At 55.1% G+C, this 13,835-nt stretch carries 15 protein-coding genes; 8 read left to right on the top strand and 7 right to left on the bottom strand.

The features are described from left to right. Window position 1: 1 nt before the first annotated feature. Together ACFFSY_RS31835 and spoVM are read left to right on the top strand one after the other, a co-directional pair. The gene (locus tag ACFFSY_RS31835; protein ID WP_377501880.1) at window positions 2–304 is read left to right on the top strand and encodes a hypothetical protein; all 303 of its coding nucleotides are present in this window, start codon (window positions 2–4) and stop codon (window positions 302–304) included. A gap of 202 nt (window positions 305–506) precedes the next feature. Then, window positions 507–587: a stage V sporulation protein SpoVM gene (spoVM, locus tag ACFFSY_RS31830; protein WP_148931365.1), complete on the top strand. Its 81-nt coding sequence runs from the start codon at window positions 507–509 to the stop codon at window positions 585–587. Window positions 588–735: 148 nt separating this feature from the next. Here the strand turns inward: spoVM and rpmB are convergent, their stop codons facing one another. Then, a complete protein-coding gene (gene rpmB, locus ACFFSY_RS31825; RefSeq protein ID WP_377501878.1) occupies window positions 736–924 on the bottom strand; it encodes a 50S ribosomal protein L28 in 189 nt (62 codons plus the stop codon). 198 nt (window positions 925–1,122) lie between these two features. Here rpmB and ACFFSY_RS31820 point away from each other — a divergent pair, with 198 nt between their 5' ends. From ACFFSY_RS31820 to ACFFSY_RS31800, 5 genes are all read left to right on the top strand, one after another. Beyond that, window positions 1,123–1,482 (top strand): Asp23/Gls24 family envelope stress response protein, encoded by a 360-nt coding sequence (locus tag ACFFSY_RS31820; protein ID WP_377501877.1) that lies wholly within the window; start codon window positions 1,123–1,125, stop codon window positions 1,480–1,482. Between the two features lie 15 nt (window positions 1,483–1,497). Further along, entirely contained in the window at window positions 1,498–3,282 is a 1,785-nt protein-coding gene (gene fakA / locus ACFFSY_RS31815) for a fatty acid kinase ATP-binding subunit FakA (protein ID WP_512699698.1), read from the top strand. An 11-nt stretch (window positions 3,283–3,293) separates the two neighbouring features. After that, window positions 3,294–4,154 (top strand): fatty acid kinase binding subunit FakB, encoded by an 861-nt coding sequence (locus ACFFSY_RS31810; protein WP_377501875.1) that lies wholly within the window; start codon window positions 3,294–3,296, stop codon window positions 4,152–4,154. A 5-nt stretch (window positions 4,155–4,159) separates the two neighbouring features. After that, the gene (recG, locus tag ACFFSY_RS31805; protein ID WP_377501873.1) at window positions 4,160–6,208 is read left to right on the top strand and encodes an ATP-dependent DNA helicase RecG; all 2,049 of its coding nucleotides are present in this window, start codon (window positions 4,160–4,162) and stop codon (window positions 6,206–6,208) included. A 74-nt stretch (window positions 6,209–6,282) separates the two neighbouring features. Further along, window positions 6,283–6,570, top strand: coding sequence for a stage VI sporulation protein F (locus ACFFSY_RS31800; protein ID WP_377501871.1), 288 nt, complete (start codon window positions 6,283–6,285; stop codon window positions 6,568–6,570). A gap of 97 nt (window positions 6,571–6,667) precedes the next feature. On the opposite strand, the gene ACFFSY_RS31795 is transcribed toward ACFFSY_RS31800, so the two are convergent. Next, window positions 6,668–7,348 carry an SOS response-associated peptidase gene (locus ACFFSY_RS31795; protein ID WP_377501869.1) on the bottom strand — a complete coding sequence of 227 codons (681 nt, stop codon included), beginning with the start codon at window positions 7,346–7,348 and terminating at the stop codon, window positions 6,668–6,670. 192 nt (window positions 7,349–7,540) lie between these two features. Between ACFFSY_RS31795 and ACFFSY_RS31790 the strand changes: the two genes are divergently transcribed. Next, window positions 7,541–8,908, top strand: coding sequence for a DUF2515 family protein (locus tag ACFFSY_RS31790; protein WP_377501867.1), 1,368 nt, complete (start codon window positions 7,541–7,543; stop codon window positions 8,906–8,908). Window positions 8,909–9,091: 183 nt separating this feature from the next. On the opposite strand, the gene mtnB is transcribed toward ACFFSY_RS31790, so the two are convergent. From mtnB to ACFFSY_RS31765, 5 genes are read right to left on the bottom strand one after another with little or no spacing between them, the layout of a single operon-like run. Beyond that, window positions 9,092–9,742 carry a methylthioribulose 1-phosphate dehydratase gene (gene mtnB / locus ACFFSY_RS31785; RefSeq protein WP_377501865.1) on the bottom strand — a complete coding sequence of 217 codons (651 nt, stop codon included), beginning with the start codon at window positions 9,740–9,742 and terminating at the stop codon, window positions 9,092–9,094. Then, the gene (locus ACFFSY_RS31780) at window positions 9,739–10,440 is read right to left on the bottom strand and encodes a 2-hydroxy-3-keto-5-methylthiopentenyl-1-phosphate phosphatase (protein WP_377501863.1); all 702 of its coding nucleotides are present in this window, start codon (window positions 10,438–10,440) and stop codon (window positions 9,739–9,741) included. Before ACFFSY_RS31780 ends, mtnB begins: the two co-directional genes overlap by 4 nt. Next, on the bottom strand, window positions 10,437–11,672 hold the full coding sequence (locus ACFFSY_RS31775; RefSeq protein ID WP_377501861.1) for a 2,3-diketo-5-methylthiopentyl-1-phosphate enolase: 1,236 nt from the start codon (window positions 11,670–11,672) through the stop codon (window positions 10,437–10,439). Before ACFFSY_RS31775 ends, ACFFSY_RS31780 begins: the two co-directional genes overlap by 4 nt. Next, window positions 11,669–12,550 (bottom strand): pyrroline-5-carboxylate reductase, encoded by an 882-nt coding sequence (proC, locus tag ACFFSY_RS31770; protein ID WP_377501859.1) that lies wholly within the window; start codon window positions 12,548–12,550, stop codon window positions 11,669–11,671. The genes ACFFSY_RS31775 and proC overlap by 4 nt, the downstream gene beginning before the upstream one ends. A 19-nt stretch (window positions 12,551–12,569) precedes the next feature. Continuing rightward, window positions 12,570–13,817, bottom strand: a complete 1,248-nt coding sequence (locus ACFFSY_RS31765; protein WP_377501857.1) for a glutamate-5-semialdehyde dehydrogenase — start codon at window positions 13,815–13,817, stop codon at window positions 12,570–12,572. Between the last annotated feature and the right edge of the window lie 18 nt (window positions 13,818–13,835).

The raw sequence follows: 13,835 nt of genomic DNA, 5'->3' as shown, positions 1-13,835 counted from the left end.
CATGGGAGGACGAATCAAACGATTGCTGCTGCTGCTGCTCTTTAGCTGGGGCAGCGGCACCTTACTGTCGCTGTTCTCATTCTTTGGTTTCCCCGTCAGCACGTTGTTCTCGATCGGGGCGATCGTGCTCGGCGTATTGTTCTTCAAGAAATTTCACAAGCTCGGCCATCGGATCGCGTTCATCGCGCTCGCCATTTTCTTTTATTTCATGGGCGTGATCACAATGGCTGTCGCGGAGTATGCTAGACAACAGCAGGATGAGGCGGCCGCCGCTGCTTCCCTGATCCTGCAAAACATCATTTAATGGGCTCCCTTGCTTGGAATACGCGGGTTGGCCTGCGCATAGGATGGTTACATGAACGAAGGTTCCTGTAGCCTTTTTTGTTTGCCAGCAATCTGCAAAAAGAGCTGGCAGGACCGCTAACGCTTTAATGCGCACAATGCGGAAGGTATCACGTATAATACACGGACGGAGCGATGTCGAGCATGCGTAGGAGGGGTGGAGGATGAAGTTTTATACGATTAAGCTTCCAAAATTTTTGGGCGGGGTTGTCAAAGCGATTTTGAACACCTTTCAAAAAAGTTAAAGCTAGCCGCGGTGCCGAAGTCTCTTCGAAAGCGCATATCCCGCCACGGGAACACAGCCGCCTGCGGAGGACGTGGACGGCTATATTCGCGGGCATATGAAAAAAAGCACCTGATGGGATCAGGTGCTTTTGTCCATGGTGAACGTTACTACACGCGCGTAACTTTACCGGATTTCAGTGCACGAGTGCTGACGTATACGCGTTTTGGTTTGCCGTCAACCAGAATGCGAACCTTCTGGACGTTGACGCCCCAAGAACGACGGTTTTTGTTGTTAGCGTGAGAAACATGGTTGCCAGTGCTTGGGCTTTTGCCCGTGATGTAACATTTGCGAGACATGGAATACACCTCCTTGAAAACCGTTGCAAATAAACATACTCAAACATAATAACATAGTTCGCCCAACGAATCAAGACATGCAAAAGGGGCGAAATGAGATGAAAATCGGCGAAATTCGACGAACGGGCTTCAATATCTGCAATATTTATAGTACAATGTTGTTTAGTCCATAATACATAAACGAAGGAGTGGATTTCCATGCCTCTGCAGCTTAAATCGGAACAAGGAACCATCATCATTACCGATCACGTCATCGCCGTACTTGCCGGCTCAGCGGCACTGGAATGTTATGGGCTAGTCGGAATGGCTTCTCGCAAGCAGCTGAAAGATGGGATTACGGAACTTCTCGGACGCGATAATTTGACGCGTGGAGTGGAAGTGCGCCGGGAGAACGAACGCTTGCTTATAGACTTGTACATCATCGTTAGCTATGGAACAAAAATATCCGAAGTCGCGCATAACATTCAGACGAAAGTAAAATATGTGCTGAACGATGTCATCGGCCTACAGGTAGATGACGTCAATATTCTTGTCCAGGGCGTACGGGTATCTCGGTAGGAAGGGGAATCAACGTTGAGTAAACGTTATATAAACGGTTCAGACTTTGCGGGCATGGTGAATATGGGGGCCGATTGCTTGCATCGCAACGTGGACCACGTTAATGCTTTGAATGTATTTCCGGTGCCGGATGGCGATACGGGTACGAACATGAATTTGACCATGACATCGGGGGTACAGGAGCTTCGAAGCAAACCGTCGCCAGCGGTCGGCAAAGTTGCGGAAGCGCTTTCGAAAGGTCTGTTGATGGGAGCCAGAGGCAATTCGGGCGTTATTTTATCCCAATTGTTCCGAGGCTTCTCCAAGAGCGTCGCAGGTGCGGAAGAGATTAACTCGATGCAACTCGCTGCTGCTTTCCAGCATGGCGTGGACGCGGCCTATAAGGCGGTCGTCAAACCGGTGGAAGGTACCATCTTGACGGTAGCCAAGGAAGCGGCCAAACACGCCGTAGCCATCGCGCGCAGAACACCGGACGTTACGGAGTTTATGAGCGAGGTGCATGCGAAAGCGCACGAAGCGCTTCAGCGGACGCCGGATCTGCTGCCCGTGCTCAAGCAAGTGGGCGTTGTCGACTCGGGCGGTCAAGGACTCGTGTTCATCTATGAAGGCTTTGCACGGGCCCTCTCGAACGCTAGCGTTACCGAAGGGGCATGGGGGGCGAGCGAAGCCGCAAGACCGGAAGAAGTCGGCGCGCAGCACAACGTGGTAAAGCCGATCGTTCCAGCACAGCCATCGAGCGCGCAATCCCGTCTTTCCACGGAAGCGATCGAGTTTTTGTACGATATGGAGTTTTTCATTAATCGCAAGCTCGGCGGAGGCAAAACGATACCATTCGACGAAGAAGCGTTCAAGAAGGCGCTCGCGAAGGACGGAGACTCGATTCTCGTTATCGCGGACGACGATATCATCAAGGTGCACGTCCATTCCCGCAGACCAGGCGATGTTTTCAATTTGGCGCTGCCATATGGCGAATTAACGGACATGCATATTCTGAACATGCGTGAGCAGCACCGCGATATTCTGGAGGAAGAATCGCACGGCGGATTCGGCAGCGTGGCGGATGAAGAGCTCGGCAAGGTAGTGCCGGAAGTTTTGACCGGCGCCTCGATTGACTCGATTTCCGTTTCGCAAGCGCATGAATGGGCTGCTTTCGGCATAATCGCGGTCGCGATGGGGGATGGCATCCGGAATATTTTCCTGGACAATAACGTTGATGTCGTCCTCTCGGGCGGTCAGACGATGAACCCTAGTACGGAAGATTTCGTGAAAGCGATCGATTCGTTAGCTGCGGAACATATCTATTTGCTCCCGAATAACGGCAATATCGTTCTCGCGGCTCAGCAAGCGGCGGAGCTTAGCGAGCGCAGCGTTACCGTTATACCGACGAAGACAATCCCGCAAGGACTCGCTGCCGTCCTCGCTTTTCGTGATGAAGAGACATCCGAGGCGAATGCGGAAGCCATGCAGCAGGCGGCGAAGCAGGTTCTCTCGGGCCAAGTAACGCACGCCGTCCGCGATACGTCGATCGACGGCATCGATATTCGCGAGGGCGACTACATCGGCATTCTCGAGAAATCCATCGTCACGGCGCTGCCAGATTTGACCGCGGCCTGTCAAGCGCTGCTGGCGCGTATGATGGAAGACGGGGGAGAGCTCGTTACCATTCTGACCGGCGAACAAGCGGAGCTCGCCCAGACCGAAGCGCTCTCTGACTGGATCATGGAACAATATCCGGATGCGGAACTGGAAGTGCACGCCGGCGGACAACCGCTGTATCCATATTTGTTTGCTGTAGAATAGGGGGTGGCGTTGTGAGCAAAGTTCGAATCGTAACAGACAGCACGTCCGATATTCCAGCCGAGATGCGCGAGCAATTAGGCATAGAGCTTGTTCCGCTCAAAGTCATTTTCGGTGAGGAAACGTATCTGGACGGCATTACGCTAAGCCCGGAACAATTCTATGAAAAGCTTCAGCGCGCGCAAGCACTGCCGACGACGTCGCAGCCTTCACCGATCGAATTTATGGAGACGTACGAACGGATTCTGAATGAAGATCCGGAAGCGTCGATCATCTCGATCCATCTATCGGCCAAATTCAGCGGCACGTTCCAATCTGCCATGATCGGCCAATCGATGCTGGAGCGCGACGCAGATATTTCGGTCTATGACTCCAAATCCGCGACTTACGGCATCGGCCTGCTTGTCGTGCATGCCGCGAAGCTGGCGCAAGCAGGGAAGTCGAAGGCCGAGATTCTAATTGAGATTGAACAGCTGAATCAAGATAAGAAGCTATATTTTATCGTCGATACGCTCGAATATTTGCAGAAAGGCGGGCGTATCGGCAAAGCCTCCGCAGTCATTGGCTCTATTCTGAATATTAAGCCGATCCTGAGCATCGATACCGAAGGTGAAGTTACAGCTATCGATAAGGTGCGTGGGCAGAAGAAAGCAGTCGCCCGAATTCTGGAGATGGTAGAGCGCGATTTCGGACGTGATCCGGTCGAGCTGACGATCGCATGGACGAACGTCAAAGATCTCGCAGTAGAGCTGGGCCGGCTTGTGCAAGAGAAGCTGGATGTCCGTACCGTCCATTATACCTGGATTGGCCCTGTCATCGGGGCTCACGTCGGTCCCGGCGCAGCGGCGATTTTCATTAATCGAGTGAGAGGTTAACCATCATGAAGCTGGATGAACTTTCAGTCCGGCAAATCAAAGGCGTGAGTGCTCAGAAGGAACAGGAGCTTCACGCCTTTGGCGTCCATACCGTGGCTGATTTGCTGAACTATTTTCCATTTCGTTATGAAGATTACCGGATTCGCGGATTAGGCGAAGCCAAGGATGGGGAGAAAGTCACCATTCAGGGCAAAATTATGAGCGATGCCATACTGTCGCGTTTCGGGAAAGGGAAGTCCCGATTGAACTGCCGGGTGATGGTAGACGGCGTGTTGGTTCATGCGGTCTGGTTCAACCGTCACTTCTTGAAGGAGAGCTTAACGGCTGGCAGAGAGATCGTGATGACAGGCAAGTGGGAGCAGCGCAGGCTGCAAATTACGGTGGCCGAGTCCGAGTTCCCCGATCGAGGTTCATCGCGCTCAGGCTCAGTTCAGCCGGTCTATTCGGTTGGCGGCAGCATCACGCAATCGTGGATACGCAAGACGATCCAGCAAGCACTGACGCAATACGGCAGTTTGATCGAAGAAGTGCTGCCGTATGCCTTAATCGAGAAACATCAGCTGATGGCTCGTAAGGATGCCGTCGCAGGCGTTCACCAGCCGGAGGATGCTGAGCGTGGACAAGCCGCCCGCCGAAGACTCGTGTACGAAGAGTTGTTCCTCTTTCAACTTAAACTGCAGGCTTACCGGGCATTGACCAGGGAGAAGACACAAGGAATCGCCCATGTCGTAGGCGCAGAGGCAATTCGTCAATTCGCGGCAACCCTTCCATTCGAGCTAACCGACTCGCAAAAGAAGGTCGTGAACGAAATTTTGATCGATATGCGCTCGAGCGGGTGCATGAACCGGCTGCTTCAAGGAGACGTCGGGGCAGGCAAAACGGTCGTCGCGGCAGTAGCTTTATTCGCGACCGTGACGGCGGGACATCAAGGCGCATTAATGGTGCCGACAGAAATTTTGGCGGAGCAGCACTATCGATCGCTGCAAAAGCTGTTTGCCCCGGTTGGCATCGAAGTCGGCTTGCTGACCGGAAGCATGACCGATCGTCGCAAACGCGACGTGCTGGCCGGTCTTCAAATGGGACTTATTCAAATTATCGTGGGCACGCATGCGCTTATCCAAGACACCGTACATTTTCAAAGCCTCGGTCTTGTCGTCACGGACGAGCAGCATCGATTCGGCGTCAATCAACGAAGCGTGCTCCGCCGCAAAGGGTTGAACCCGGATGTGCTGACGATGACGGCTACGCCGATTCCGCGCACGCTCGCCATCACTGCTTTCGGAGATATGGATGTCTCCACGTTGAACGAACGTCCAAAGGGGCGCAAACCGATCAAAACCTATTGGGTCAAACATAGCATGCTCGACCGAGTGCTCGGTTTTATCCGGCAGGAGACCGATCTCGGGCGGCAAGCGTACTTTATTTGCCCGCTTATCGAGGAATCCGAGAAGCTGGATGTACAGAATGCGATTGATCTTCACATTCAATTGCAGCAGGCGTTCCCGGATCTCCAAATCGGCTTGCTTCACGGAAGAATGACGCCGGCGGAGAAGGATGCATCCATGGCCGCGTTCGGCCGCAACGAAGCCCAAGTGCTGGTGGCCACGACCGTCGTCGAGGTTGGGGTCGATGTCCCGAACGCCACGCTCATGATCATCATGGACGCGGAGCGGTTCGGGTTGTCTCAATTGCATCAGCTGCGCGGACGCGTCGGTCGGGGCGAACATCAGTCGCATTGCGTCTTGATCGCGGATCCGAAGTCCGAAGTGGGGCGTGAGCGCATGAAGGTGATGACGGAGACCGACGATGGTTTCGAGGTGGCGCGCAGAGATTTGGATTTACGCGGACCTGGCGACTTTTTCGGGACGAAGCAGAGCGGCGTACCGGAGTTCAAGCTGGCCAATTTGGACACGGACTTCGCGGTGCTGGAAGAAGCGCGCGACGATGCGGCCGATTTGGCGCGGCGGGATGATTTCTGGACCGATGCGACGCTTGCCCGGCTGCACAATATCTTAAAACAGGATCAGCTTTTTGAAGGGGATTTGCTGGACTAGATATCTTCGGGATTGCTGCGGCATATAGTAGGGACGAAGGGCTGAAAAGCCGGACGGAGGTGCTATTGCCGCATATGAGTTATACGAAATTTGGAATTCGTCCCGAGTTCGTCGAACGCGTCAAGGTCAAAATGAAAAATCCGGTCGTCAAGGAACGTATCAAACAAGTGCTCAACGGTTTGACGAAATACGATCTGCAGGATCGCGTCAAAGTGCGCCGTCTCGTCAGGCAGGCATCCGGCGTGCTGAACGAGCCGCTCAACGAGACGCAGGAGGAGCAAATCGTCGCTTTCGTGCTTGCCCAAAAGATCGACCCGAACAATACGCTTCATCTGTTGAAGCTGTGGACGATGTTTCGCTAAGCGTCGATGGTTCAGCCAAGTGAGAAAGGCCATCCTCATGTGGGCTCTATGGAGTCCGCGAGGATGGCCTTTCTGCGTCGTTCAGCGGGGGAGTGCTTCAACTCAAGGCGGCAAGCGGCTCGATGCACGAGGGCTCGTCCACCTTCACGCTGCCGACTGAAGAGTGAACAGGGTAAGCTTCAAGCTCATCCGCTGGGTAAGGTACGTAAAGACGTTTGAACTCGTTCGGATTCTGAACGCTGCGATCCAGCCATAGCGCTTCGTCCTCGGGCTGTAGAATGACGGGCATCCGGTCGTGAATGGGGGCCATCAGCTCGTTCGGAGCTGTGGTCAAGATCGTGCAGGTGCTCACCCTTGTGCCGTCAGGACTTACCCAAATATCGTACAAGCCAGCCATGCTGAATACATTGCGGCTGCGCAGAACGATCCGCATCGGCTGTTTCCCTGTAGCGGTTTTCTGCCACTCATAGAAGCCGTCTGCCGGCACAATGCAGCGTTTGCGGCCGACTAGTTGCTTGAATGCCGGCTTCTCATGGATGGTCTCGGAGCGAGCGTTCAACAGCTTGTTGCCGATCTTCGGGTCGTTGGACCACGAGGGGACCAGTCCCCATTTGAGCTCGCCTAGCCGGTTTTGTTGGCCGTCATGGATAATGGCCAGCACTTGCTGTCCTGGCGCGACATTGTATTTGGGGGTATGGAACGGTACCGTAGCGTCGCCGATCCAATAGCGAAGCATAAGTTCTTCGAGCGTCACCGTAATCGTGAAGCGTCCGCACATGGCGTTCTGACTCCTTCCTATTCGAGCCGATCCTATATTGCCTATTATACTTGTCCATGTGTGGTTGCAAAAGCGGGAACTGATTCTTCTTGCTCCAATGGTATTTCTTGCGATGTGCGAGAGTCGAGAGGGCTAGCGGTCTTGTCGTTTGCCCATACTGAGACGTATATACGTTGGAAGCGGGGCGGGAGATTGAATTCAAACTGGGTAAAGCCGACCATGCGGGAGAAGTGGTACCGAATAGCTGCGCGGTTCATTCGGCTGCTAGTTACGTTATTCGCGGTCGTACGATCGAAGTGGCGCGCGCGTGACCTATCCGCTCAAATGACCGAAACCGCGCGTCCGCCAAAACTAAGGGATTCGCTGCTTCGCCCTCTGTTTGCCAGATGGTCTGCGCTCGCAGACGAAGGACAACTACAGGGGAGCATAGGGACGAAGGAGGATGGCGAAGCGGAGGGTGGGCGCTTGAACGCGGGTAATGTTCGGTGGGCAAGCCGTTCTTGGAGTGATCAGGATCGGCGATTCATCCATCGAATCGAACATGAGACGGCCCTGGCTAATCGCAATAATGTCACTCGTACCGAAGCTTATCGGCTACTCTACTTGCGGCGTCCGGAGCTTCATTGGGCACTGCTTGCCCATCTCGTCTCCCGCAATGGCGGCTATAACATGACAGACTTGCAGGGCGAGTTGCTGCCCAGGCTGCTGAACGCGGAGCAGCGCGAGGCGATATTCGCCATGTTGGAGCGTGCGAACGCACTTATTTTCGGAGATGCGTTTCCGCAGCTGCTGCTTTACGACTTGTCGTGTAAGGAAGGCAAGGATCTGTCGTATTTGCTACCGGCGTTCGGCGTTAGCCGGTTTATGGAACCGGTCTGGGAGCAATTCTGGCAGCGTCGGGAGTCGGCGATTTTGACGGTAGCGCTCATTGTGAATGAGCAGCACTTCATTGAAGGGCGCATCGTGCAGAACCCTTATTATCGGCAGCATGTACTGGACACCGTATCCTTCCTCCTTCAAGCTCCACTTCAGCTGAACGCGGTGTTCATGCCGTACGGGGCGCTTACGGATGGGGAGATGCAGCTGGCGGGGATCGTGCTGGAGGATTTTCGAAATCTCGAAGAACGGATCGAGTTCGGCAAACGGTTGTATGCAATGCTGTTCGGCGTGCCGCAAGTCGGGCGAGGTGTCCATCTGTATATGAAGGCGGTCCGCCATACCGGTTCGCGTATGGATTATGCGCCGCATTTGTTCACGTCTAAGCGTCCCGAGCACACTCAGCCGCGTTATAAGCAGAAGCTGGACGGCTGCAGACTAATCCGGGGCAGGACGCCTTTGTATAGTCCGGAACTGACTCAGGTATGGCCGGACCAGCCGATCGAACCAGTCGAGCCGGGAGATTGGTTTACGGATGCGGAAGAAGTCAAAGCGTACTTCGGCGGCCTTACGATTCCAGGTACTTTCGCCATCACAGAGGAGCATTGCTTGGGGTTGAATAAAATCGAAGCAGCGGTGCAAGCGGCCGAACGGCTTAGCTTGAAGCTCGGCGCGAAGGAATGAGAAAAGACTGATCCGGCGGGATCAGTCTTTTTGGGTTGGGTCATCGTTGCAGAAGATATTATCACTTCTGCAACAATGCCGGGAGAGTTTGAAGCGCTATTGCTTGCGCTTCAAATTCTGATTGGGTCATAGTTTGCAGAAGCTATTATCACTTCTGCAACAATGCCGGGAGAGTTTGAAGCGCTATTGCTTGCGCTTCAAATTCTCCCACCGATAAACATATTCAAACAAAAACTCGAACGCCTCCAAATGGCGCTTGGCTTCGAAGGCGTTGGCGCCCCAAGCATAGATGCCGTGTTTGCGAAGCATAATGCCCGGTATACGCGGGTCGAGCCGGTCGGTCACTTCCGGCACGATCGAAGGAATATGAGCGAAGTTAGAGACGATCGGAATCTCGATATGCGCGTCCTCGTCCCAGATATTGAATGCTTTGATCAATTCCACGCCGTCGACCGGGATGGATTTGCGGTCCCAGAACAGCTCCGATACGAGGTTGTTGAAGACGGTATGGACGTGGAAGATCGCGCCGCAACCGGTCAACCGGTAAATTTCACAGTGGATCAGCGTCTCGGCAGACGGCTTCAAGTTCGTGCGTTCGCTCGGCTGACCGCTCTGATCGACGAACAGGAAATCCTCTGGCGTCGATTTGGATTTGTCTTTCCCGCTCGCTGTAATGGCGAACTGGAAGTCATCAGAAGCGAACTCGCCGACGCGCACCGACAAGTTGCCGCTTGTGCCCGGGAACCAGCCTCGGCTTGCGAACAACTGCTTCACTTCCGTCAGTTCGGCTAATGCGCGTTGTTTCTCTTCAAGCGAGATGTTTGCAAAAGTCATTGGCGAATTTCCTCCTTCTGCTGCAAGGCGGCCACGATGTCGTGAAAGTCGCCATATTCGGTATGCGGAAGCCCCAGCTCCTGGCATTTGGTCGTCAAGTGCGAGCGCGAGAAGACGACGTCGGCGAGCTTAGCGCCTTCGAAATCGGTCACGCTGTCGCCGATGAGAATACGGGTATGCGTCTCGGCCGGGAACCTGCGCATGATTGTCGTTTTGCACATTCCGCAATTGTTCGAGCAGTGCTCGTCGCACGGATGCGGCCACGTAATCTCGATGCGCTCGCCGCTGAAATCGCTGCCGTTGCAGTAAATATGATCGGCGGGAATGCCGAAGCGTGCCAAGACGGGATAGACGAAGAAGTCGATCCCGCCGCTCGTCACGAAAAATTCGGTCCCGCTGCGCGCGCAATAGTCAAGCAGCTCTTGGAAGCCGTCGCGAATACGGACGTTGTTGATCGCATAGTCGACGACTTCGCGCTCCATCGACGTCGGAAGGAGGCGGAACAGCTCCCCTACGCCTTCCGCAATCGATTTGCGCTGTGCAATAATATCGTCGACGATTGTTTCCCAGCCTTTGGGATTGAAATGCTTAATAATCGCGACAATATTGTCGTTCACCGTAATCGTGCCGTCGAAATCGCAGAAAATCACTTGTTTCTTGTTTGTTGCAGCTGCGAGTTGTTCTTGCTGACTGGTCATTCCTTAAACCCCCATAGATCGATTGCGGTTTGGAGCGCTTCGTTCCCAGGCTGTTTGGCCGCTTCCGGAAGGGAGAGGCCTTGCTCGGCGGCCGCGATCGCTTGACGGAACGCTTGTCCGCCGGCTGCGGTGCCCATCGGATGGCCGTGTATGCCGCCGCCGGCGTTGACCACGACTTCCTTGCCGAAATCGCGCAGTATGAGCGGAACGAGTCCAGGGTGAATACCTGCCGATGGCACCGGCATGCTGGCACGGACCGGGAGAGCGGGATCGATCAGCGCAGACTGTACGGCGAGGTTCTCTTCCTTCGGCATGACGACCGAGCCGTACGGCGACGGGAAAAGCACCAAGTCTGCGCCGGCAAGTCTCATCAATTTGCCGAGCAGGAGTGGTGCCGCAATGCCGTAATGCGGCGACGGATAGAATGCGCCTGCCAGCGACGGATGCGCCGCGATCGGCACGTTAATGTCAGGATCGCTGCTTAACATATGCAGGGCGTCGTAGCCGTAAGCAAGCACGTTAAACAGCAGGGCATTGGCACCTGCCGCGATTGCGCGTTTGGCATTCGCGGCGAGCTGTGAGGTCGGGCCGGTCAAGTTAACGGCATACAGCAGCTTCTGTCCGGTCTCGCGTTCGGCCAATCGGGCTGCCGCCATGCATGTTTCCACTCGTTTCTCCAGCGGCGTGAGCGGGTTCTCGAACAAGATTTCGTCGTCCTTAATGAGGTCGACGCCGCCGAGGGCCTGTTTGTAGAACTGCTCGCGCAGTCCTTCGAGATCGTGGCCGATGACGGATTTGAAGATGCTCATCAACAGCGGACGATCGTGAACCCCGAGCAGCTCGCGTACCCCGGCAATGCCGAATTTCGGTCCCGGGAATGCCGATGCGAACGACGCAGAGAATTCTAGGTCGATCAATTTAATGCGGCCGTCCATCGACAGCTTCCCGAACACCGTGACGAGCAGGGCGGGAATGTCGCGGCTGAAGTTAACGTCGGGGTATGCGATTCTCAGATCGGCATATCGCTCGCCCGGCAGTGCGCCGTCCGGTTCGTGTACCGTAACGGAGACTACTTTCCCCAAGTGTTTCTCCATTTCGGCTTTGCGGGCTTCGGGAAGATCGGTCCAACTGCCGACCGTCAGGCCGACAGCGATGCCGAGTGCTTTCTTGTTAAAATCCGCCTTATCGTCGTAGCATCGATAGGTTGCGACGCATACGCTACCATGGCTCATGGCAGTGCGCTCCTTTCAATCTCGGCGCCCATTTCGGCCGCGCGCTCCGCTGCGCGCTTAATGGCGCGAATGACGCCTTCCGTGAATTCGTGCTGGTTCATCGTTTCGATGGCCGCTTGAGTCGTGCCGTTCGGGGACGTCACTTTGCGTCTCAAGTCGGCGGGCATATCCCCTGTTGATTTTACCATATGCGCGGCGCCAAGTACCGTTTGAATCGTCAAATCTCGGGAAGCTGCCGTGCTGAGTCCCAATTCCTCGCCGGCTTGCATCATGGCTTCCATCATATAATAGATGTAAGCCGGACCGCTGCCGGACAATCCCGTCACCGCATCGAGCATCGTTTCTTCGACGACCGTAGTCAAGCCGAACGCTTCGAACATGGTCAGCGCGATGTGCCGGTGCGATTCCGTACATGCCGCGGAGAAGCTCATGCCTGTTGCTCCGAGGCCGATCGTGCTCGACGTATTCGGCATCGTGCGAACGATCGGCATTTTTTGGCCAAGCAGCATTTCCATCGTGTGGAGCGATAGACCGGCGACGACGGATACGAGCAGTTGATTCGGCTTCACGATTCCGCCCAGCTTGCGCAGCGCTTCTGCCGCGTCTTTCGGCTTCATCGTGAGGAAGATGACGTCCGCGTCGCGCAGCATGCCGATCTGGTCGTCTGGCGCGGATGATACGCGAACGTTATATTTGGATTGAAGTTCGGCGAGGCGATCGGCGTTGTTTCGATTGAACATCGCAATGCGGGATGGCTCGGCTAGCTCCTGGTTAATAAGTCCCCGAACGACGGCTTCCGCCATCGACCCGGCTCCGTAGAAGCAAAGGCGAAGCGAACCGATTACTGGCGCTTGATCGGAAGAAGAGAGTATGGACATTCGAATGCACCTCCAAAAATTATCCGCGGATTTGACCGCTGCCGTAAACGCGATATTTCGTCGATGTCAGAGCGGGCAAACCCATAGGGCCGCGCGCGTGCAGCTTCTGGGTGCTGATCCCGATCTCGGCGCCGAAGCCGAATTCGAAACCGTCCGTAAAGCGTGTCGACGCGTTATGGTAGACCGCCGCGGCGTCGATCGCCTGCAGGAAGCGGCTGGCATGTGACGGATTCTCGGTGACGATGCATTCGGAATGTTTGGTGCCGTATTCGCCGATGTGCGCGATGGCTTCATCTAAGGTGCCGACGACTTTGATATTCAAAATATAATCATTATATTCCGTTGCGTAATCTTCATTCGTTGCCTGCTTGGCGTTAGGGATTAACGCTCTGGTAGCCTCACAGCCGCGAAGCTCGACCTTAGCCGCCTGCATTCGGTCCGCGATCGCAGCCAAATGTTCGCGAGCAAACCGCTCGTGAACGAGCAGCGTCTCCATGGAGTTACAGACGGAAGGACGCTGCACCTTGGCGTTGAACGCGATGTCGGAAGCCATTGACGGATCTGCGCTTTCATCGACGAAGGTATGACAGATTCCGGCGCCGGTCTCGATGACGGGAACGGTCGCATTCTCGACGACATTGCGGATCAACGATGCGCCGCCGCGCGGGATAATAACGTCCAGCAAGCCGTTCAGCTTCAACATCTCGTCGACCGAGGCGCGGCTAGGATCTTCGATCAGCTGCAGCGAGTCAGCGGGCAGGGCGGAACGGGAGAGCGCTTCACGCAGCACTTCCACGATGCGGCTGTTCGAGGAGAGCGCCGCGGAACCGCCGCGAAGCACGACGGCGTTACCGGTCTTCAGACATAACCCGGCCGCATCGACGGTAACATTCGGTCTTGCTTCATATATAATGCCGATGACGCCAAGCGGCACGGAAATCTTCTCAATGCGCAGGCCGTTCGGCCGATCGAATGATTCTTGAATAAGTCCGACCGGATCCGGCAATTCGACGATCTGCCGTAAGCCTTCCGCAATACCGGCAATCCGGCTTTCGGTCAGCGCGATCCGGTCCAGCAGCGATTCGCTCGTGCCGTTCTGCCGGCCCCGCTGCAAATCGGCCATGTTCGCGTCCAATATGGAAGCTTGCTCCGTGATCAGTGCGTCGGCCATTAGCAGGAGCGCTTCGTTCTTTTGTTCCGTCGTCAGCGTATTCAGGGTTTTGCTTGCTTGCTGAGCAAGTGCGGATTTCAGTCTAGCTTCACTCATCTCTCGTTCCTCCTTGTT

Origin of the sequence: Paenibacillus aurantiacus (genome assembly GCF_042431225.1) — a bacterium.
In the GTDB taxonomy this organism is placed as follows: domain Bacteria; phylum Bacillota; class Bacilli; order Paenibacillales; family Paenibacillaceae; genus Paenibacillus_Z; species Paenibacillus_Z aurantiacus.
Note: the sequence above shows the minus strand (reverse complement) of the source record. Positions and strands in the feature narration are given on the sequence as shown.

Coding starts and splice junctions, on each gene's coding strand:
- ACFFSY_RS31835 (WP_377501880.1), top strand. CDS start 2: ATGGGAGGACGAATCAAACGATTGCTGCTGCTGCTGCTCTTTAGCTGG.
- mtnB (WP_377501865.1), bottom strand. CDS start 9,742: ATGACTTTTGCAAACATCTCGCTTGAAGAGAAACAACGCGCATTAGCC.
- rpmB (WP_377501878.1), bottom strand. CDS start 924: ATGTCTCGCAAATGTTACATCACGGGCAAAAGCCCAAGCACTGGCAAC.
- spoVM (WP_148931365.1), top strand. CDS start 507: ATGAAGTTTTATACGATTAAGCTTCCAAAATTTTTGGGCGGGGTTGTC.
- ACFFSY_RS31795 (WP_377501869.1), bottom strand. CDS start 7,348: ATGTGCGGACGCTTCACGATTACGGTGACGCTCGAAGAACTTATGCTT.
- recG (WP_377501873.1), top strand. CDS start 4,160: ATGAAGCTGGATGAACTTTCAGTCCGGCAAATCAAAGGCGTGAGTGCT.
- ACFFSY_RS31765 (WP_377501857.1), bottom strand. CDS start 13,817: ATGAGTGAAGCTAGACTGAAATCCGCACTTGCTCAGCAAGCAAGCAAA.
- ACFFSY_RS31775 (WP_377501861.1), bottom strand. CDS start 11,672: ATGAGCCATGGTAGCGTATGCGTCGCAACCTATCGATGCTACGACGAT.
- ACFFSY_RS31820 (WP_377501877.1), top strand. CDS start 1,123: ATGCCTCTGCAGCTTAAATCGGAACAAGGAACCATCATCATTACCGAT.
- ACFFSY_RS31780 (WP_377501863.1), bottom strand. CDS start 10,440: ATGACCAGTCAGCAAGAACAACTCGCAGCTGCAACAAACAAGAAACAA.
- ACFFSY_RS31800 (WP_377501871.1), top strand. CDS start 6,283: ATGAGTTATACGAAATTTGGAATTCGTCCCGAGTTCGTCGAACGCGTC.
- proC (WP_377501859.1), bottom strand. CDS start 12,550: ATGTCCATACTCTCTTCTTCCGATCAAGCGCCAGTAATCGGTTCGCTT.